The sequence below is a fragment of the Paenibacillus sp. A3M_27_13 genome (assembly GCF_024213315.1).
In the GTDB taxonomy this organism is placed as follows: domain Bacteria; phylum Bacillota; class Bacilli; order Paenibacillales; family Paenibacillaceae; genus Paenibacillus; species Paenibacillus polymyxa_B.
Genome location: NZ_JANAVE010000002.1, coordinates 1,289,305 through 1,309,451, shown reverse-complemented (window position 1 = coordinate 1,309,451; position 20,147 = coordinate 1,289,305). Strand labels below are relative to the sequence as shown.

17 protein-coding genes are annotated in these 20,147 nt (G+C 46.9%); 1 reads left to right on the top strand and 16 read right to left on the bottom strand.

Features of this window, described 5'->3' with window-relative positions:
• Positions 1-61 precede the first annotated feature (61 nt).
• The gene (locus NLX82_RS12570; protein WP_025724184.1) at positions 62-1,192 is read right to left on the bottom strand and encodes a bifunctional cystathionine gamma-lyase/homocysteine desulfhydrase; all 1,131 of its coding nucleotides are present in this window, start codon (positions 1,190-1,192) and stop codon (positions 62-64) included.
• Position 1,193: 1 nt separating this feature from the next.
• Positions 1,194-2,117: a PLP-dependent cysteine synthase family protein gene (locus NLX82_RS12565; protein ID WP_023988377.1), complete on the bottom strand. Its 924-nt coding sequence runs from the start codon at positions 2,115-2,117 to the stop codon at positions 1,194-1,196.
• Between the two features lie 255 nt (positions 2,118-2,372).
• Here NLX82_RS12565 and NLX82_RS12560 point away from each other — a divergent pair, with 255 nt between their 5' ends.
• Positions 2,373-2,735, top strand: a complete 363-nt coding sequence (locus NLX82_RS12560) for a hypothetical protein (protein WP_220027749.1) — start codon at positions 2,373-2,375, stop codon at positions 2,733-2,735.
• A 118-nt stretch (positions 2,736-2,853) separates the two neighbouring features.
• On the opposite strand, the gene NLX82_RS12555 is transcribed toward NLX82_RS12560, so the two are convergent.
• The 14 genes from NLX82_RS12555 to NLX82_RS12490 all read right to left on the bottom strand — a co-directional run bounded on the left by NLX82_RS12555 (position 2,854) and on the right by NLX82_RS12490 (position 20,138).
• Entirely contained in the window at positions 2,854-3,153 is a 300-nt protein-coding gene (locus tag NLX82_RS12555; RefSeq protein WP_023988376.1) for a DUF6509 family protein, read from the bottom strand.
• Positions 3,147-5,114, bottom strand: coding sequence for an ATP-dependent DNA helicase (locus NLX82_RS12550; protein ID WP_076294847.1), 1,968 nt, complete (start codon positions 5,112-5,114; stop codon positions 3,147-3,149). Before NLX82_RS12550 ends, NLX82_RS12555 begins: the two co-directional genes overlap by 7 nt.
• A 291-nt stretch (positions 5,115-5,405) precedes the next feature.
• Complete coding sequence (locus NLX82_RS12545) at positions 5,406-6,410, bottom strand: ABC transporter substrate-binding protein (protein ID WP_023988374.1); 1,005 nt, start codon at positions 6,408-6,410, stop codon at positions 5,406-5,408.
• 100 nt (positions 6,411-6,510) lie between these two features.
• Complete coding sequence (locus NLX82_RS12540; RefSeq protein ID WP_069079652.1) at positions 6,511-7,029, bottom strand: RDD family protein; 519 nt, start codon at positions 7,027-7,029, stop codon at positions 6,511-6,513.
• Between the two features lie 397 nt (positions 7,030-7,426).
• Positions 7,427-8,563, bottom strand: a complete 1,137-nt coding sequence (locus NLX82_RS12535; protein WP_028542366.1) for a glycoside hydrolase family 88 protein — start codon at positions 8,561-8,563, stop codon at positions 7,427-7,429.
• A gap of 59 nt (positions 8,564-8,622) precedes the next feature.
• Positions 8,623-10,533 (bottom strand): glycosyl hydrolase, encoded by a 1,911-nt coding sequence (locus NLX82_RS12530; protein ID WP_254348168.1) that lies wholly within the window; start codon positions 10,531-10,533, stop codon positions 8,623-8,625.
• Positions 10,534-10,561: 28 nt separating this feature from the next.
• Positions 10,562-12,466: a heparinase II/III domain-containing protein gene (locus NLX82_RS12525; protein ID WP_254348167.1), complete on the bottom strand. Its 1,905-nt coding sequence runs from the start codon at positions 12,464-12,466 to the stop codon at positions 10,562-10,564.
• Between the two features lie 206 nt (positions 12,467-12,672).
• On the bottom strand, positions 12,673-13,665 hold the full coding sequence (locus NLX82_RS12520; RefSeq protein ID WP_023988369.1) for a cation diffusion facilitator family transporter: 993 nt from the start codon (positions 13,663-13,665) through the stop codon (positions 12,673-12,675).
• Between the two features lie 259 nt (positions 13,666-13,924).
• On the bottom strand, positions 13,925-14,194 hold the full coding sequence (gene rpsN, locus NLX82_RS12515) for a 30S ribosomal protein S14 (protein WP_254348160.1): 270 nt from the start codon (positions 14,192-14,194) through the stop codon (positions 13,925-13,927).
• Positions 14,195-14,456: 262 nt separating this feature from the next.
• Complete coding sequence (locus tag NLX82_RS12510; protein WP_053325319.1) at positions 14,457-15,425, bottom strand: ABC transporter ATP-binding protein; 969 nt, start codon at positions 15,423-15,425, stop codon at positions 14,457-14,459.
• Complete coding sequence (locus NLX82_RS12505; protein WP_254348222.1) at positions 15,418-16,407, bottom strand: ABC transporter ATP-binding protein; 990 nt, start codon at positions 16,405-16,407, stop codon at positions 15,418-15,420. Before NLX82_RS12505 ends, NLX82_RS12510 begins: the two co-directional genes overlap by 8 nt.
• Before the next feature lie 6 nt (positions 16,408-16,413).
• Positions 16,414-17,340: an oligopeptide ABC transporter permease gene (gene opp4C, locus NLX82_RS12500; protein WP_023988365.1), complete on the bottom strand. Its 927-nt coding sequence runs from the start codon at positions 17,338-17,340 to the stop codon at positions 16,414-16,416.
• A 15-nt stretch (positions 17,341-17,355) separates the two neighbouring features.
• Complete coding sequence (locus NLX82_RS12495) at positions 17,356-18,309, bottom strand: ABC transporter permease (RefSeq protein ID WP_061831922.1); 954 nt, start codon at positions 18,307-18,309, stop codon at positions 17,356-17,358.
• Between the two features lie 107 nt (positions 18,310-18,416).
• Positions 18,417-20,138, bottom strand: a complete 1,722-nt coding sequence (locus tag NLX82_RS12490; RefSeq protein WP_028542372.1) for an ABC transporter substrate-binding protein — start codon at positions 20,136-20,138, stop codon at positions 18,417-18,419.
• Positions 20,139-20,147 lie beyond the last annotated feature (9 nt).

Sequence of the window (20,147 nt, the reverse complement as noted above, 5' to 3'; positions counted from 1 at the left end):
CTACAATACACAAAAAAAGAGGCAGCCTCAGCTACCTCTCTTGAACATTACGATTATTTTCTTACAATGCTGCCTGCAAATCTTCGATCAAATCTTCCAGATCTTCAATCCCAACCGAAATCCGCACCAAACCTTCGGTAATACCTAGCTCTGCACGACGTTCTACTGGAATAGAGGCGTGCGTCATACGTGCCGGAACACTAATCAGACTTTCAACCGCTCCCAAGCTTTCAGCCAGTGTAAAATATTTCACCTTTTTCAGAAGTGCAACCGCGTTAGCGTCGCTACCTACATCAAAGGAAATGATGCCGCCAAAGCCTTCGGCCTGGATTTTGGACAGTTCATGCTGTGCATGGCTTTCCAGTCCAGGATAGTACACTTTGCTAACCTTCGGATGTTTTTCCAAAAAGGCTGCAATTTCCTTTGCATTTTGCTCAATCGCTTCCATACGCAGACCCAATGTTTTAATACCTCGGATCAATAACCAAGAATCTTGCGGGCCGAGAATAGCACCAATGGCGTTTTGCAGAAAATGAAGTTGTTCTCCCAGCTCGTCGCTGTTCACAACAGCCAGACCGGCTACAACATCGCTATGGCCGCCCAAATACTTGGTAGCAGAGTGAATGACGATATCAGCCCCAAGTGTAATTGGCGTCTGCCAATAAGGGGTAGCAAATGTGTTGTCGACGATCAATAAAAGATCATGTTTTTTTACAAGCTCCGAAACAGCGCGGATATCCGTAACCTTCAAAAGCGGGTTCGTTGGCGTTTCGACATACAATGCCTTCGTATTCGGACGAATTGCTTTGGAGATGGCTTCCAGGTCAGTCGTATCCACAAATGTGGACTCAATTCCGATACGGCTGAGGACTTTGCTTACAATACGGTAGGTGCCTCCGTATACATCATCGGTCAGCAAAATATGATCCCCTGCATTAAACAGTGAAAATACCGCATGGATTGCTGCCATACCCGAACCGAAAGCAAAACCACGCTTTCCTTCCTCCAGATCCTTAATCAGCTCCTCCAGAGCAAACCGGGTCGGATTGCCTGTACGCGAATATTCGTATCCCTTATGGACGCCAATTTCCTCTTGCTCATAAGTGCTTACCTGATAAATAGGAACGTTAACCGCGCCTGTATGGGGATCGGTAGGAAGCCCGCCGTGAATCAGTTTTGTTTTGCGTTTCATTTTATATCCCGCCTTCATATATTTTTTTGCTCAGATAACGTTCGCTGCTATCCGGGAAAATGGTAACAATATGTGCGCCATCCGGTGCATTTTCGGCTTCCAGTAAAGCGGCATGTAAAGCAGACCCTGAAGAACTGCCAACGAGAAGACCTTCACGTGCAGCCAGTTCCTTGACACGGTCAAAAGCATCAACATCGCTAATGGTGTGAATGGCATTAAAATATCCTTTATCCACAAATTCAGGGATTAATTCCATGCCAATTCCTTCCGTTTTATGTGGACCTGACTCGCCGCCATTCAAAATGGACCCTTCCGGCTCCACGATGACCGTTTTAAGGGCTGCATTTTGTTCCTTAAGATAACGCGAGGTTCCCATAAACGTTCCCCCCGAGCCTGCACCTGCCACAAATACGTCCACTTTGCCGTCCAGATCGTTCCATATTTCAGGTCCCATTGTCGTATAATATGCCTCGGGATTATCCGGATTACTGAATTGCCGTGGCAAGTATGCATCTTTTATTTCAGCAGCCAATTCTTTTGTTTTTTCGATAGCTCCTTTCATCCCCTCACTTGTCGGGGTATGAACGATGCGTGCTCCCAATGCCTTCATCAGGTCCTGCTTCTCTTGGCTGAACTTCTCAGGCACAGCAAAAATAACCGAGATATTATAATGAAGCGCCGCCATCGCAAGACCAATACCTGCGTTGCCTGCTGTTGCTTCAATTAATGTCCCACCTGGCTTCAGCTGACCTGTTTTTAATGCTTTTTCAATTAGAGCCTTACCTACCCGATCCTTTACGCTGCCGCCGGGATTCATAAACTCCAGCTTCGCAAACAGGCGAATTCCTCTCGGTAGAGAATAGCTGTTCAGCTCCACTAATGGCGTACGTCCGATGAGTTCAAGGGTATTTTGATATACATTCATAATTTCAAGCTCCTTTTAATGGCGAATCCAAAATAAACCAATGGTCAAAAATTAACGCCTATTGTCGGAGAAGTTCGCTATCATCTCCGAGAAAACACAGTAATACGGTAAGTATTGATGCAATAAGATTTTATGTGTATTTGAAGCTTTTGTCAAATGGACCAGTCACAATACCCACACACCCTGCCTGCTTGCTCGATATGATAGAGAAGATGTCACAAAATATCCCCGTGCAACATAAGGAGGAGTTCATATATGGGAAAGCAATTTCTGAAGATAGCTGCCGTATATTTTGCCCTCAGTGTGCTGCTTAGTGTAATTATTGGCTTGTCGGGTGATTACAGCCTGTCCAATGTTCAGTCTCATATTCATTTGTTGGGTTGGATTGCACTTGGAATTATAGGTCTGATCTATGTGACCTTTCCTGCACTTTCAGTTACTATTCTGGCACATATCCATTTTTGGATGCATAATATCGGTCTGCCTGTGTTGATATTGGCAATTATAGGTGAAAATTACGAGGTTCCAGAGGCTGGAGTTTGGGTCGCCATAGGGTGGGTGTTACTCGCGGGGGGGACTATGCTGTTTATGGTGAATGTGTGGGATAGACTGCGCTAGAGCAAATAAGTTCTCTTCATTAGACCATAAAAAAGGAGCCTGGTCATCCCAGGACTCCTTGATATCTTCATTATATGTTAGCTATACACCAGCTGTACTAGCTAAGTGTTCTATACTGTTACTTCACTGTTTCATCCTGTACATGTTCTTTACAGAAGTTCTCAACAGCTTGCAGCTCATCATCTTCAAGTTCAAGATCAATGTAACTATTCGTTACTTTTTCAATTAATTCATACTTTAGCAGTCCCGTCTTTTCTTCGTCTACTAAATAAAGACAACGGATATACAGTCCGTTTTCAGTGTATAGCTCGTCGTCCTCCTCTACCTCTACATCAATGATAAATTCATAACGCTGTCCAGTCAAAATACCAAAAGCATCTTTAATCTGATCTACTGTGTACGTTGTAAAATTCAACATGTTTTTATTCCCTCCGGGTTTCCTTCAATTACGGTGCATTCTACGCCCGCAGGCAGTAGTTGTTCAACTTGTGTGCGTACTTCTTGACGTCTCAAATCCTGGCCCATGATGGATATCCAGCCTCGATCATTACGCGAGCGAATTAAACGCCCTATGCCTTGTCTGAGTCTAAGTGCCATGTGAGGCATATCTATCTGAATAAACGGATCTGCTGCATCCTTGCGCAGAGCCGTAAAAACCGGATCATTCGGAGGAAATGGCAGTGACCAGATAATGACGTGCGACAGAGACGGTCCAGGAATATCCAATCCTTCCCATAATGTAACAGCGCACAACACACTTTCCTCATCATTCTGAAAAGCTGAGATCAGATGGCTGATTTCAGCCGAACCTTCGTACAGAAAACGATAGGCTGATGCCTCCGGGTAAGCAACGAGATCCTTCTTGAATGCAGCCAGTTCCTCCTGTGAAGGAAACAGGATAAGCGCTCTTCCCTGCGATTTCTCCAGCAGTGTCAGCGCTCTCTGGATTGGATCATGCCCTGCTTGCAACGGGTACAGTGCAGCTTGCATCTGATCGCTGTAGTCATAAGGTGAAGCAACAGAAAACGTTAGCGGATTTTCAATACCGAGACTCTGCGCCATATAGTCAAAAGAGCTCTCTACGGAAAGCGTAGCTGAAGAGAATACGATTGGTATATGCTGCGCAAATACTCGTTCTTTGAGAATCTCTTTTACCATCTTCGGCATAACCACAAGCGTTAACCCATCCTGATCCTCCATCACCCACGAAATGAGAAGTTCAGGACGCTTAAACAAAGCCAATGCGGTTTGAATCATTTCCAAATGTTCTTCCACAATTTTGACTTGATACTCATCCAAAGAGAATAGCCCGCTTTCAAATACAAGCTCTTCTTCGATCGTGCCGATCAATTCACCAAAGCGGTTTACCTCTCGAATCAGCGACTCATTCAGGATGAACTCCTTGCGATTAGAACCCTGTACAGGCTGACTGTTCTTATCAAGCGCAGCGAACAAAACCTCACTTTGGGAGATCGCATCTTCGATCGTCATTGCCAAAGATTCTCGCACTTCCCCCTCGAGAAGTCGGGTAATAATAGACTCAAACTGAGCGTGCTTAAGCTTGTAGGTAAGTGCATTTTGTGCCGCTGTCTCCAGCAGATGCCCTTCGTCAAAGACGACAGAGCTGTGCTCCGGCAGCAACGGCAGCTGACCCTCGCGCTTTCTCGCTTCGTAGGTCCATACATGCTCCATATAAAAGTCATGAGAGCAAATGACCAGATCTGCCGCTTTGCGGTAATGATCACGAGACAACGTCTGACCGCAACGATGGCGCTGATGGCAAACGAGACAGTCTTGAAATACATCCCATCCGAGTCTGCTCCACTGTCCATCTGTTAGCTCGGGATACTCCTTCCGATTTCCGTAAGGAGTGAAGGACTGTAACGTATCTGGAAAATGAACAAAATCCGGCAGTTCCTGATAAATATCACGGAAAACATCTGCGTCCTCATCCAGTCCGCCTCGCACCTCATCCAGCTTATTCAGGCAAATATACTGATCCGGCGACTTCCCCAATCTGGCATCAATCGTCAGACTCAAATGCCGTGCCAGCTTGGCGATATCCCCTTCCGGCTTTACCAATTGTTCAATTAACGATTCATCCGCACAGGCGATAATCGCCGGTTTTCTCATGTATCGAGCATATGCAATAGCGTACAGCAGGTATACCAGCGTTTTACCAGTGCCCACACCTGCTTCTGCAAAAATGGTCTTTTTTTCCTTATAGGCACGTTCTAGCTGGAATGCCATATAAATTTGTTCATCCCGAACCTCAAAGCCGACTTCAGGCAAAACTTCATAAAATACATCCGCAATCCAGTCACTTGCCTGCTCAATAAACGGCTTGGACGGATCAAAGGCAAAAGGGTAAGTAGTCAATCGGGCTGTGCCTCCAATTCGTTCATAATGTGCATCCTTTCATTATAACGCAAAACAAGCTAAAAAGAACATGAAAACTGTAAGAACAGCTTACATTTTTTATTTCGCCATGAAATTCTATAAATAAAGGACATCAGGGTTCGTTTGTGTGAGTACGCTACGAGGAGGATTTGGCGAAGGATTTGGTGGAGAAAGCTTGATAAGAGATAGGTTAAGCAAGGGAATTATTCATAGCATAATGAGAAAACAAAGAAACCAGCTAATGCTTTCAGGCACTGGCTGGTTCCATGTTTACTTTTGCTTCATCAAATCTGGAATTTGTTCAAGAAGCCGTTCTCTCGTGATGGCATCATCAAAATTCCATGAGCTGTCGAGTGTATATACCCGTTTGTTTTGAACCGCGGGAATGGTCTTCCATATTTCACTGTTCATCAGATTATTAGTAACTGCAACTGTTTCTTTACTCTGATCCGACAGAATAAATAGTTCATCCCCGATAAATGCAGGAAGCACCTCGTTAGAAATGGTAGCAAAGCGCTCTTTTTTATCAATCAGGTCTGTTTGTACCTTGGGAGCCGGTTTAAAGCCAAGCACATCATACAAGGACACGGATGCACCCTGATGTCCCATAACATACAGGTTCTTCCCCATAACTAACAACACCGTCGCTGTCTCTCCTGGCTTAATGTCAACATCCAGCTTGGCCTTCATTTGTTTGGCCTTCTCGTCATATAAGGTTTTGAATTGGTCTGCCTCTTTAGTTTTTCCAAGAAGTTTACCTAGCTCCTGCATACGTTCAAAAGTTGCCTGGTCGGAATGAAGAGCCACGGTAGGTGCAATTTTAGCTAACGTATCAATCGCCTTTTCATCCCAATTGTCGTGAAGAATAAGGTCCGGTTTCAGCATCGTCACTTTTTCCAGATTCACTGGGTAGCCTACATCGGTAATATCCTTGGTAAGGTCCGCATACACAATTTGTGACTGAATGACACTCAGACTCGCACCTGCTGGACGTACACCCAAGGCAAGCAAATCCCCCGGATCACTGCCTACATAAACGATCCGCTGTGGATTTACCGGAATCGTTACTTTACGTTTTTGAGAGTCTGTATATTCTCGGGTGGTCGGCGTTGTTGATGCCTCTTCCTTTTGAACCGTGCTGTTTGCAGCCTGTCCTGCTGTAGGGGAAGTTTGGGCAACATTTCCTTGAGAGCTACAAGCTGATAGTACAACGGCTATAATGAGCAGTACTCCCGCCAGTATAGGGAGTTTGGTCGATTTTTTTACATGTAGCATATGGATGTATCCTCCAAGTTATATAGTCTATAGAAAATGATAATCATTATCATTCACTTAATATTACATAATAGACCCATCTTCTGCAACGGAAATTTCCTTAATTCATGATATTAGAAGCTACTGGAGGGAAGGGCAATTGTTGATCATATCGCTGCAATTCTTTTTTATTCACAACAAAGGTGTTGGTACAAAGATCGTGGAGTCCCTGTTTTTTGGCAGTAAAAGCAACCACAATATAAATAATATGAGCAATTACAAAAGAAATGGCTTTAATCCAATAACGTCCTGAGGCATGTAAGAATCCAAGACGCTTTCCTTCCTTGTCTACAACAATTAAAGAGAACACCAGCTTACCCGGTGTTGCTCTTACCTTCGATGATTCCCATAACACACAGTACAACCATGGCACTACGAGCCATAAGATCAGCGGCCACAACATAAGCAGTACTTGTATGAAACCCGTCTCCTTTATGCCCAGAAGATCTGGGATAATGTAAATTGCGCCCCCTACTAAAAGGACTATGGCAGTAAGGATGATCAGATCAATCACAAACGCTGCCGTTCTTATCCAAAATCCTCCGTATATTCTTTTTGTACAATCACTTGTTGCTGTCATGATATGTATAACTCCTTTTGCAAATGAGATTTAAAATCCAGTTTATTCCTTTACCCAAGAAGATATCATACGGTTCCCCACCTATATTGTCAATTTACGAGTAAATGCTCTTAAACAAGTAAAAGGAACTATTTCCATGCATCAAAATGAAATTTTTCATAGGAGTTAAGAGCTTATATCAATGATTTTTCTCTGATTGGGTACAAAATAAGCTCAGCCACAATCTCTTAACCCCCTATAAGTAGTACTTTGGCATCGAAATAAATCCAGCCTTTTCATGCATAAAAAAACAGCGTATATGTAAATGAAATTACACACACGCTGCTTCACAATTCATTCCGTAAATCTGACAAACGACCGTATGATTAAAATGAGTTCGTTCTTGCACGCTTATACACTATATTTTTTTGCATTCAATACTAAACAAACCTTCTTCTCCGCGCAGCTTTGCCAATGCCTCGACAAAGAAATAATCGCCATAGATAATGGGAACGTTGATGTATTTTTGCTCAGGATAATGTACAGTCCCGTTCATCAGCAATCCCTCATGCTCCTCGCCCCACGCTGTACATGTATGATGCAAGCCCTCGAGGATAGATGCTGCAGCTTCTGTAAAATGCTCTGCACGCGTCGAATATTTTGCCAGCTCCAGCAAACCACTGGCCGCAATTGCCGCCGCCGATGAATCCCATGCCCCGCGGTGCTCTTCTTCTGCTCTAAAATCCCACACAGGCAGGCAAGCATCGCCCAGCTGGGACAGGAAAAAGTCAGCCGTGTTCTCGGCCACCTTCAAATAACGCGAATCGCGCGTGTACCCATACGAAAGCGTAAAACCATACAAAGCCCAAGCCGTGCCACGTGCCCAGGCAGAACCGGGAGCAAATCCCTGTCCACCATGCTCGGCGACCTTTTTTCCAATCTCCGGATCGAATTCGATCACATGTGCGATAGAGCCATCCGAACGGACAAATTCACGTGCTACGGTATCTGCATGCTGCACAGCGAGAGCGGCAAAACGCGGATCTCCGCTTTCCTCCGAAGCCCAATAAAGCAGGGGTAGATTCATCATACTGTCTATAATCGCAACGCCCCGTGTATCCATGTCCTTCGAGGGGAAGTTCCACGCACGAATAAAACGGCCATTCACGTTAAAACGGGCAGCCAGCAGATTGGCAGCCAATAACCCACGTCTTCTGGACTCAGAATCTCCGTTCAATCGGTGGGCGGCCACGCCGCTGAGCAGCCAAATAAAGCCAAGATCATGGTCTACAGCTTCGCTATTATAGAGTATTTTTTCCAAACGACCCTCGCACCGCTGTGCAATCCCGGCAGCCACACTGTCAGGACGCGCCCGATTGGCTAGCCATAGCAGTCCCGGATAAAAGCCTGCTGTCCACCACGCTTCTTCACGATTATCATAACGTCCACCCTCTGCAACATGTGGAAAAGCGTCCCCCAGTCTTGCCGCCAAGGCAAGCGTTTTATCCAAAGCCAGCTCCCACGATTGCTCCAGCCACGCTTCTGCTTTCGTCATTTCTTTTTCCTCTCCTTTTTCCACATGTTTAAAAATATATATGGCTACACCAGTTCCATTTATTCAGGTAACCGAATGATAAAGGAAATGCGGTTGCCTTCACATTCCAGACGCGCTCCCTTAAGTAAACCATTCCGACAGGCCACAGAAGCTAATTCTTCCGGCCAAACCACGTTCGTTCCTTCCGTCGTCGGGATGACTTCAAGGCTTGCACCTGCGTATTCTACTCGAATGCTTTCCGTTTCTTTCCCAGCTGACATGACATGATGAATAACACTGCGCTCCCGACCGTCGTACGCCATTAGGGGAATAAGTGCCCCTACATTCTGAATATTGCCTTGAAGCTCATACGCCACTTCAATTTTGCCGGGTACCTGACGATAATGCGTTCGGATTTCCCTCACTCCCGGGAATGGGCCTTCCCACAGGAGTGTAAAATCCGTTGCTCCGTCAGACGCTGAGCTTTGTTCCATCTGTACGGTTCCTCCACCATCCTGCGGGTCAATCCCTCCATCCCGGTCGAACTCCAGTGTACCGGGAATGCCCTCCGACAAGCTGTGCCACTTTCCGTCCTCCGTTTGCCAGGCCGGGGTATAGCTCAACGGGAAAATATCTCCCTCCGCGAAGCCTGTAAAGCCGCGGTCTGCATGACCTGCTGAGGACGGACCGATCAGCGACGGCAGCGCAGACTGCTGAATACGCACGATGCCCGGAATATTGTACGGGTCGTTGACCGATGTTTGCACAAGCATTTGCTGCCCGTCTACGGCTGCAATGACAGTCTGGAACCAGCCATCCGTTGCCATCACCCGGCTGCCGATCTCCGCCGGGATGAAGGTTGGGGAAATGCGATCCATCTCCTCACCATGTAGAAGGGTGTGGGCCAGCACAGCCGCCGTCCACAGACTGTAGCAGGTATGATTCGAGTACACCTCAAAGCCATGCCGTGCCTCAGACGGATAATGGTTGCGGACGATATGCAGCTTGCCGTCATCCGTCTGCCAGCGACTAATCGCTTTCCAGCATAGATCTGCTGCCCGTCGGAACGCACCTGCGAGCCCATGCTCTCCTGCTGTAAAAGCCTGCTGTGCATGTGTTGTAAAGACAAAGGCCGCCGCCGCTTCGTTCCACTGATGCTGGGCGCTTCTTCCACGCGGCGGAATTTCCCCGTGCGGGGATAGCGCCAGTAATGTGCTGAGCGCCCCCCTGCGAAGGTGGTCACGCAGTTCGAGTGCGCAGCTGCCATCATATCCGTTCTCCAGCATCACGCCCAGATGAAAACGTGTAACGATATCGTAGGCAAATGGGCTATTGGGCCGATCCAACGGACCATCCTGATACAGGCCCAACCCGGTAAAACGAGGCAAATGGTAGCTGCGGATATACGTCTCCATCCATTCCGAATCGGCTGCAATTCCTTCCGTTGCACGCAAAAACTCGCCGGAAATCATAATCGCATTCCAGTTGATCATCCGGTTCGGATTTTTCATTTTGCTCATCGTAAAAATGTAGGTCTGCTCCGGCTGAATTCTGCTCAGTTGCTGCTTCCATGCCATGGCTTGTTCTGGCAGCAGATTTTTAAGGAGCCGATACGCTCCCATCATCATAATTGGAAAAAAGTCTGGGTGGTGATCTGGCGCTTTTTCCTCCACTACACAAGCTATGCTATGCGTCAAGGCCGCAGCAGCAGATTCCAGTAAATCATGCCGACCTTCTTTGACCAACACCGCCGCAGCCAACGCATAGGAGGGGGTGGAGTAGTACCGTTCACTTTCAGAATGGGGGTCAATGATAGCTCCGGTTTCGTCCTGATGCAGGGCATATGCGCGAACCAGCTTTTCCAGCACAGCCAGCTTATGTTGGTGAGTCCATCCGTCATTCACTCGATTTGGCGCGCTTTCCACCTGTTCTATAAATCTCTCCAGCTCCGTCTGCCAAGGGTACACGCTGCCTGTCTGCAGCTTATTCATCCTGTCTGCCTCCCATTCAAAATGAAAATTAATGTATGGTAAAAAACAGATTACAATCTACGCTTGCAGAACCGTTCCATTGATTGGAGTCCAGTTGCAGCGATGTTTTATAAAACACAAAAGGAACTCCGTCATGATCTATGTGCTTCACAGCCTCCAACCCCGCCCGCAGCACGCTGGCATCATAATCTAACCTGACCCCTGCGTTCGCTCCCTTCCATTCCACGAAGCCTGCTCCCAGATTAGGCTGAATACGACTGATGAAAAGCTCCTCCACATCCCGTGACTTCATGCTCACGCCAGACGTTTCAAACTCAAAATGATCTGTGACGGTAAGCCTTGCCCCCTCGTTTCCCTCCAGCACATTCCATGTAAAGGAGCGGGTGAAGACCGCCAATTCTTCTACAGGATAAGCAGATGTCAAATCAAGCTTAAGCCTTGTGCCCGTCTGTACCTCCTCCTGCTCATCCAAAGCAATATCCAGCACAGCCGCCTTTGCCTGTGCGCCCGATTGCTGCATAGTCCCATTGATGACAGGCACGGAATGACCGCCGGAGGAGATATTAATAATCGACTCTCGTCCCGATGAAAAATAGGCTTTCGTGTACAAGCCAGCTCCCAGATCGCACAATATATTTTCGCCACCGCCATGAAGGATGAAATGTCCAAGATCGTTATGATTGTGCGGTTCATTGTTATGCCCAGCCTTCGCTGAAAATGCAAGCATGACATCTGGTTCACCCTTTTGGCTTTCGGGTCCACTATGGCTGGAACTGCAGCTGCGGCACATCAGCCAACCGAGTTGCGGCAAATAATTGGTAACGGTCTCACCGCTCCCGAATGCCAGAGGATTCGTCCAGACCAAGTTGCGCAATACATGAGCCCAGCGGCGACAGGGGTCTTCCAACAGACCAGGTACGCGGAAAGGGAGTGTAGATGGTCGTCCTTGCAAAGAATTCAAATGAGAAATGAGTCCGGAAGGCAATCGTTCCGTTTCACTACTGTCCGAATAATTAGCGAAAATGCCATCCGACAGATGAACCCGCTCTGCAAAGGCTGCGATTTTCCTAACCTTTTCCGAGTTCAGAATATCCACAGCTCCCTCGGTAAACTCACGCAGCATATCGGCAAAATAAGTGAAATAACCAAAGCCGTATACCCAGTAACCTACGCCTTCGGGACATCCCCCATCCTCTCTGTAGCCTGCCAAAAAACAATCCAGCGCGCCCAGCATACTCTCGATGGCTACCGCTCTGGAAAAGTCGTCTTCTACCAGCAGCAATGCTGCAATTCCGCAACCGGAAGCACATACTGCCGACCAATTATGATCTGCGGTTTCCCATCCAAAATGACGAGGCTTCCAAAAAACGGGTTCCAGCACACGACGTTCAATCTCTTCGTGCACCTGAGCGACCACATGGCTAGCCAGTTGTTCTCCTAGCAGCAATAAAATTTCAACCAGCGTTTGTGCTGTTTCGGACGCGAATAAATCCACCTGCTGCCAAGGCGGTGTTACTGTGTCCTCTTCATTGACATGTGCAGGAAGCGCCCATGTGTACTCGCTACATATGTCCAGCAGACCGCTTTCCACCTCTTTCATCTTTCGAGGCTCCGGCTTGACAACAGCTTCAAGCACTATAGCAACCAGTCGTCCACGCCGTTCAAAGTACACATCCTCATACGGCTTGCGCTCTCCTGTATTAGTAAATTCCCGAAACAGAGACAACGGCAGTTCAGGCCATGATGTTTCCCGATTATCTTTACAGACACGCACAATATCCATCCAAAGTTCGGCGTATATCGGCTCAGAGACAGTCGTCCGCAGCCTTTTTGTCCAATTACTCCTTAACCGTTGCCTTGCTGAATCCTGCATGCCGCCAGCCAGCGCCTTAACGAGCCGCGAAGCAGGCCAAGCCTCCCTCAGAAGACTCATTTGCATTTCCTCCCCATGAGAAGCATTTGTTTCACCTTCTTTTTTGTTAACGCTTTCATTGTATCTAACAATCATCCTAAATTCAAAGGGGTAGTAAAACAATTGAGAAAAAGTAAAAGAACCTCCATGCCCCGTTGCTGTGGTCATGGAAGCTCTTATTTTACACTATTGCCAATCCCCGTCCAGATTCGCTTTGATCATTTTTTCTAAACTGTGGGTTTCTCTTGTTTCCACTTTCTAATCCCGTCATCTTCCAGAATACCCAATGCTGCATCTGAGATATTAGGATCACGTAGCAAAGCGTCCTCGACTCTAAATTTAATATCGTCAGCATCTGCCAGCGTCATGCCCGGTGTAAGCTCAATCAACCCTTCCACGTGATAGTAGCGTCCCTCCTGTAAAATACGCATTTGATAAATATCCGTTACATGTGTATCTGCTAGAATAATGGAAGCCACACGTTCTTCGATATCAGGAGGAGCAGATACACCAATCAAGCCTACCATGTTGTCGTAACCGACCCGGAAAGCAACACCGACCATCAGACAACCGATGAGTATACTCGAAATTCCGTCCAGCAGTTTAAAATCTGTCAGCGATGTGACCACCACTGCTAGCAGAGCAAGTACTCCACCCGTTGTTGCTACCAAATCTTCATAAAACACCAGCCGGGTTGGCGGTGCAGCACGCCCCACATGGCGGAACGCAGTGGTGAAAATGCTTAGCCCCTTCGCTTCTACTCTGGATTCATGCAGCACTTCTTTCATCGCTTTGCTCCATACAAATCCGTCCACCACTAGTGACAAAATCAGCACTACTACATTAATCCAAAATCCATGTGTAGATTCAGCTGGATGCTGCAGCAAATGAATGCCTTCCAATGCGGTTTCATAGGCCATAATCGTTACAACAATAACGGCAACCATACAAAACAGGTTAATCACTCGTCCAAAGCCGGTAGGAAAGCGTTTTGTCGGTTTTTTCTCTGCCAGTACACTGCCCGCGAATACAAACATTTGATTCACTGCATCCGCAATGGAATGCATCATCGTAGCAAACATAGAGCCGCTGCCTGTCAAGGCAAAAGCAATCCCCTTAATCAGAGCAATGCCGGTATTACCTAACGCCGCCGAGCCCGAGGATTTGTTTCCTTTTTTGACCATACTCCAAAAGGAGTCCTCTCTCTGTTTCACTTCCATCTTGTAGCTCCTCCTGAGGTATACATAATCTGATATATCCACATTATGTAATCGTTTGTTATGTATATTTTTAACCCGTCCATATTCTACCTAACCATCTGAGGAGAATCAATACAAACGATAATATTTTCCATGGAAAAGGAATGCCCCATGTCCCCCTACGACATGAAGCATTCCCGTTACAACCTTCTATCAGACATATCCTCAGGTTAACAACACAGATAATCTCCATGCGCTGACGATCGACATAAGTACCTGTTTACCAGCTTGATTTCGTAATTCCTGGAATTTGGCCTTTATGTGCCAACTCGCGGAACGCGATACGAGACAGCTTGAATTTGCGCAAGTATCCTCTAGGTCTGCCCGTCAGCTCGCAACGGCTTTTCAGGCGGGTTGGAGATGAGTCACGCGGAAGCTTTTGCAAAGCTTCGTAGTCCCCTTTTGCTTTCAATTCACGTCTCAGGTCCGCATATTTAGCTACAATATCCTGGCATTTCTTCTCTTTTACGACTTTTGACTTCTTGGCCATGTAAAGCTCCTCCTTGTGATATATGCCAATCATGAAGGTTCACCATCACTACCGCGAGATTGATGAACACGGATATGGACATGATTTTATACCTTAAATAGTAATCATTACGATTACTATTTAATATAACGCTGCTCCAGGTGTGTTGTCAACCCAAGCGGTTTGAATCACGACATTAAAAAGCCGTTGAAACAGCAGCCCCCTTCACTCTTGTGAACGGTCTGCCGTTTCAACGGCTTTAAAATTTGCTGACTGACTTTGTTCATTCAGCCAAATGGCAAGCTACCCAGTGATCTGGACGAGCCTCACGATAGAGTGGAATCTCTTTGGAGCAACGGTCGATTGCAAAGGGGCAGCGAGTATGGAACTTGCAGCCCGAAGGCGGATTAACCGGACTTGGAATATCCCCCTTGAGCAAAATACGTTCTCTCTTCAGCTTCGGCACCGGAATAGGTACAGCCGACAGCAACGCCTTCGTATACGGATGCAACGGATTCCCGAATAGCTCGTCACGCGATGCCGTTTCGACCATGGAGCCTAAATACATCACGCCAATACGGGAACACAAATGTTCCACCACGCTCAAATCATGCGAGATGAACAAATATGTCAGACCCCGTTCGGCCTGCAATTTGGCGAATAGGTTAATAATCTGCGCCTGTATGGACACATCCAGCGCTGATACCGGCTCATCAGCGATAATTAGATCCGGCTGAAGCGCCAGCGCTCGGGCAATGCCGATCCGTTGGCGTTGACCTCCCGAAAATTCATGGGGAAAACGGTCGATATGATACTCTGACAATCCACATAGCTTGAGCACGTCCAGCACAATCTGCCGGACCTCCTCCTTCGTTGCTATACCGTGATCCAGTAGCGCCTCACCAATGGCATCACCAATCCGTACACGCGGATTCAGCGAGCTATATGGGTCTTGAAAGATCAGCTGAATTTTGGGACGAAGTTCCTGCATCCCTTTGGCAGACAAGCTGTGCAAATCCACCCCTTTGTATTTTACGGTACCGTCCGTTTTATCCGTCAATCTAACAATCGTGCGGCCCACCGTGCTTTTACCGCTCCCCGATTCCCCTACCAATCCGAAGGTTTCACCCTGACGGATCGTAAAGCTGATATCGTCTACCGCCCGCACATGTCCTGAAGTACGGTTCATAAACCCGGACTTCACCGGAAAGTACGTTTTTAAGCGGTCTATTTCCAACAATGGCTCAGCCATGAACAACCGCCTCCTCATATAACCAGCAGGATGCTTTCTGCTGAGCTGAAACTTCTTTTAATGTAGGCTCCTTTACACGACAAATGTCCATGCAATGCCCACAGCGGTCATGAAAATAACAGGAAGTCGTCAGCTCCAGTGGATTAGGTACCTGCCCGGGAATGGAATACAGTTCCTCTTGGCGCTGATTAAGCACCGGTTTGGATTTTAGTAACCCTTGTGTATAAGGATGCTTGGGATGATTAAACAGCTGTACCACTTCGCCTTCCTCGACGATCTTGCCTGCATACATCACAATGACGTAATCGGCCATTTCGGCGACAACACCCAGATCATGGGTGATTAGCATGAGCGACATATTGGATTGGGCTTTAAATTCACGCAGCATATCGAGGATTTGCGCCTGAATCGTTACATCCAGAGCGGTGGTTGGCTCATCCGCGATAAGCAGCTTGGGACCACAAGAAACAGCAATTGCAATCATAATTCGCTGCAGCATCCCCCCGCTCAGCTCATGCGGATAACTTTTTAAAATCTGCTCCGGCCGGGATATACCGACCTGTTCGATCAGCTCCAGTGCTCGCTTACGAGCTTCCTTACGGCCCATTTTCAAATGCTCAATCAGTGGTTCGGATAGCTGTTCACCAATGGTCATGACCGGATTCAATGAAGACATCGGCTCCTGAAAGATCATGGATATTTCATGTCCGCGAATCGTGCGCATCTCATTTCTGCTAAGCTCTAGCAGATCGGTTTCCTCAAAGCGGATGCTTCCGCCTGCCACTTTACCACCGGGACTCTGGATCAGACCCATGATGGACATCGCGGTAATACTTTTGCCGCATCCCGATTCACCGACAATGCATACCGTTTCCCCTGGCTTCACACGGAAGCTGATATCATCCACCGCTTTAACCGTTCCTTCTTCTGTATAAAAATGAGTGCTTAAATGTTCAATAGAAAGAAATTGTCCATGGTGTATGATCACCTACCTCTTATGTTTCGGGTCAAGTACATCCCTCAGCCCGTCACCAAAAATATTAATAGCGATGACTGTAGCAAAAATAGACAGTCCTGGCGGTATCCACAACCACGGACGTTGCTGAAAATCCAGCACATTGTTAGCGGCATCAATCATGTTGCCCCAAGTCGGTGTTGTGGGCAGCACGCCAAGGCCAAAGAAGCTGAGCACAGATTCACTCAGGATGGCTCCGCCAATATTCAATGTAGCGATAACGATCAACAACGGTAAAATATTCGGCAGCAGATGCTTGAACAGCTTTCGACGATTCGAGAGTCCCAGTACCGTCGCGGCTTGCATAAATTCACGTTCCCGCAAACTAAGCATCTGGCCCCTCACCATCCGTGCAATCCCCGGCCAGTTGACCAGACTAAGCATCAGCATGACAATATACATTCGTTGATCGGGTGGAACCTTCCAGTCAGATAGCAGCGCGCCCATAATAAATAGCAGGGGCAAACTGGGAATCGTCAGCAGCAAATCAGCAACGCGCATAATAATCTGATCCGCAATCCCGCGAAAATATGCGGATATGACCCCCAGCGTAGCCCCCAAAAAGACAGACAATACCATTGAAGCCAAACCCACGGTAAGAGAAATTTGACCTGCTTGCATCACACGTGTCAACACATCCCGCCCCAGCTTGTCTGTTCCTAACCAGTGATGGATATTTGGCGCCTTGTTCATCATTAATATATTTGTTTTATTATCGGAATAAGGAGAAAATAGCGGACCGATAAAACAGAGCAAAAACATAAATACCACGACAAGCAGACCAGCCATAGCAAGCTTGTTTCTGAACAGCTGCCGGAGCGCTTGCTGCCACATTGAAGATTTAACAGTTGTTCGCAGTCTGCCGCTGCTCTTGCTCAAATTACTGCTCACGGATGACATTCCTTAGCCCCCTTCTTACACTTTCACACGCGGGTCCGCGATGCGATACAAAATATCGGACAACAGTGTTCCGATAACGCTCAATATGGCAATTAGCATCGTAAAGCCCATAAGTAGTGGATAATCCCGGAGCGAAAAGGATTGCATGTACAACTGACCGATTCCTGGCCAATTAAAAATCTTTTCAATAATCAGGGACCCGCCAAACAGCGCAGGTAATTCGAAGCCAACGAGCGTAATGGCAGGCAGCAATGCATTTCTCAATGCGTGCGTAAAAAGTACCTTTCTTTCCTTTAAGCCCTTTGCACGGGCTGTGCGTATATAATCCTGCTGGATCACGTCGATCATATTGCTACGGAAGTAGCGGGTCAACGACCCCAGTCCCAGCAGCGTCATAACGATCACTGGCAAGGTCATATGCTGGAGAACCTCCTTCACATACTCCATACCTGTAGCGTTACTCCCCGTATTAAGCATGCCACCGGGTGGCAACCACTTCAGGTCAACCGCTGCGATTTTAATCAGATACAACCCTATAAAAAATGAGGGCACAGACATGGCAGCGAAAATCACCACCATTACCAGAGTATCAAACCATGAATACTGCTTATAAGCAGCAACCACACCGATAATGACCGCGATAAACCAGGTCAGGAAGGTCGATACAACGGCCAGCAAAAACGAGTTCCAGATATACTCATTAAATAAGGTCAGCACCGGCTTCTGCTGGGCAAGCGAATAACCAAAATTTCCATGCAGCGCATTGCCCAGCCAATTTCCATAGCGTTCAAGAATAGGCTTATTCAGGCCGTAAATTCCCCTCAGCTCCGCCTTTCTCTCTGGCGACAGCTTCAGATTGCCGCTAATGAAATCTCCCGGTGTCATGGCATACAGGAAAAAAATCATCATCGAAGCGGCCAACAAAATAATAACCATATACGTCAGTCTTTTCGTTAAAAACGAGCTCATGACAGACTCCTTTCAATTCAAGGTCAGGCTACTCATTACGTTTCCCCTATTTGGGAGGCCCCTTGATCCGAACCTGATGTTCTTCACAAGGGGCCCGCAAATGTGGCTTATTTAAGGGACCATTCGAACAGATTACCAGACAAGCCAATGAACGGACTGACCTTTACATGTTCCATCCGACCATTGTAGGCATACACCGTCTTCTTATAGTTGGTAAAAATTACGGGCAGTTCATCGTTTAGCAGCACATATAATTCTTGATATATTTTCTTGCGTTCTTCCATATTCGTCGTAGACAAGCCTTTTTCATATAGCTCTTTTACCTTTGGATTGTTATATCCCTTGACTTCTCCATTGACGAATTGCTCGATTCCATCTGATGGATCTGTCAGCATGCCTGTCGAAAAGGCGGCAAGATCATAATCCTTACCTTCTACTTTGGCGACCATTGCATTAAAGTCTGCAAAGATTTCCGGCTGTAGGTCAACGCCAATCGCTTTGTAATTTTCAGCCGCAAGCGCAATAAAGGTATCTGTTTCTGGACGTTTAGAGGTCAGCAGGTGAATGGTCAGCTTCTGACCGTTTTTCTCCCGGATGCCGTCACTACCTTCTGCCCAGCCCGCTTCATCCAGCAGCTTTTTCGCTTGCTCTGGGTCGTAGTTATATGGATTGATTCCATCGGTCGTGTAAGACCAGAATATTGGGGAAGCTGGAATATTTGCGACCGCCCCTGCTCCCTGTGCTGCGTCGACATAAATGCTTTTCCGATCCAGTCCATAGGTCAATGCTTGACGAACCTTTTTATCCTTAAGCTTTTCATTTTCAAGATTTACTTGCAAATATCCGTAAGTGCTAGGGGTATACGGCAAAATGTTTAAGAAGCCAAGCCCTTTTAGTTTGTCGATATTTTCCTGAGTTGCGGTGAATTGAGCAAAATCGGTATCGCCTGTTTCTATGAATTGCCAAGCGTCGCCTTCTGCTGTTTTGTAAATGAAATGCTGTGTTTTCGGTTTGCCTTTGAAAAAGTGATCATTCGCCTCCAGACGAACTTCTTGCCCTGGAATGAACTTTTCCAACTTATAAGCCCCATTTCCCAGAGGGCTACTATGTAAATTTTTAAAATAATCCAGCTGTCCGAACTTGTAATCCTTGCCGTAGTAGGCTTTGGACAGTACATAGTCACCCAGAATCGGCAGAGCCAGCGCGTTTGGTTTTTCCAACGTCGCAGAAATGGTCTGCGCATCAATCACCTTGATTCCTTCAATTTGTTTTGCCTTGCCTTCCGTATAGTCTTTGCCGCCTTTAATGTTCAGCTTTCGGATTTGGCTGTCACCAGGATAGGCTTTGTCATAGATCAACGTCCAGGTAAAAGCGACATCCTCTGCTGTCAAAGGAGAGCCATCACTGAATTTTGTACCGGGAACCAGATGAAACGTGTACGTTAGATTATCCTTAGAAATATCCCAGCTCTTAGCCAGATTTGGCAGCGGAAGCCCCTTCTCGTCTACCGTGACCAGCGGAGTCCACAACTGCGAAATCACGTTGCCATCATAGCCGCTTTGGTTAAAATACGGAGTAAACACCCCGGCTGGGTCAGTCAGACCAACAATAATCGTGTCGCTTCTCTTTTTGGACACTTCCGGCAATTTGGATAAATCTGAAGCTTGTACCAGACTTGTTAATGGCTGCGCTGTAGCGGCTGTCTGTGCGACATCACTATTTTGCGAAGTAGCATCATTAGCGCTATCTGATCCACCACTAGAGCAAGCTGCTAATAAGGTAGAACTTGCCAGAAGTAGACTGCTGAGTAGAATAATTCCCTTTTTCAAAATAATCCC

What these genes read in the sequence shown, in the direction of transcription:
- NLX82_RS12510 (WP_053325319.1), bottom strand. Translation starts at nt 15,425, where the DNA reads ATGGCTGAGCCATTGTTGGAAATAGACCGCTTAAAAACGTACTTTCCG.
- NLX82_RS12570 (WP_025724184.1), bottom strand. Translation starts at nt 1,192, where the DNA reads ATGAAACGCAAAACAAAACTGATTCACGGCGGGCTTCCTACCGATCCC.
- NLX82_RS12530 (WP_254348168.1), bottom strand. Translation starts at nt 10,533, where the DNA reads ATGAATAAGCTGCAGACAGGCAGCGTGTACCCTTGGCAGACGGAGCTG.
- NLX82_RS12555 (WP_023988376.1), bottom strand. Translation starts at nt 3,153, where the DNA reads ATGTTGAATTTTACAACGTACACAGTAGATCAGATTAAAGATGCTTTT.
- rpsN (WP_254348160.1), bottom strand. Translation starts at nt 14,194, where the DNA reads ATGGCCAAGAAGTCAAAAGTCGTAAAAGAGAAGAAATGCCAGGATATT.
- NLX82_RS12525 (WP_254348167.1), bottom strand. Translation starts at nt 12,466, where the DNA reads ATGAGTCTTCTGAGGGAGGCTTGGCCTGCTTCGCGGCTCGTTAAGGCG.
- NLX82_RS12495 (WP_061831922.1), bottom strand. Translation starts at nt 18,309, where the DNA reads ATGAGCTCGTTTTTAACGAAAAGACTGACGTATATGGTTATTATTTTG.
- NLX82_RS12565 (WP_023988377.1), bottom strand. Translation starts at nt 2,117, where the DNA reads ATGAATGTATATCAAAATACCCTTGAACTCATCGGACGTACGCCATTA.
- NLX82_RS12545 (WP_023988374.1), bottom strand. Translation starts at nt 6,410, where the DNA reads ATGCTACATGTAAAAAAATCGACCAAACTCCCTATACTGGCGGGAGTA.
- NLX82_RS12535 (WP_028542366.1), bottom strand. Translation starts at nt 8,563, where the DNA reads ATGACGAAAGCAGAAGCGTGGCTGGAGCAATCGTGGGAGCTGGCTTTG.
- NLX82_RS12560 (WP_220027749.1), top strand. Translation starts at nt 2,373, where the DNA reads ATGGGAAAGCAATTTCTGAAGATAGCTGCCGTATATTTTGCCCTCAGT.
- opp4C (WP_023988365.1), bottom strand. Translation starts at nt 17,340, where the DNA reads ATGTCATCCGTGAGCAGTAATTTGAGCAAGAGCAGCGGCAGACTGCGA.
- NLX82_RS12540 (WP_069079652.1), bottom strand. Translation starts at nt 7,029, where the DNA reads ATGACAGCAACAAGTGATTGTACAAAAAGAATATACGGAGGATTTTGG.
- NLX82_RS12520 (WP_023988369.1), bottom strand. Translation starts at nt 13,665, where the DNA reads ATGGAAGTGAAACAGAGAGAGGACTCCTTTTGGAGTATGGTCAAAAAA.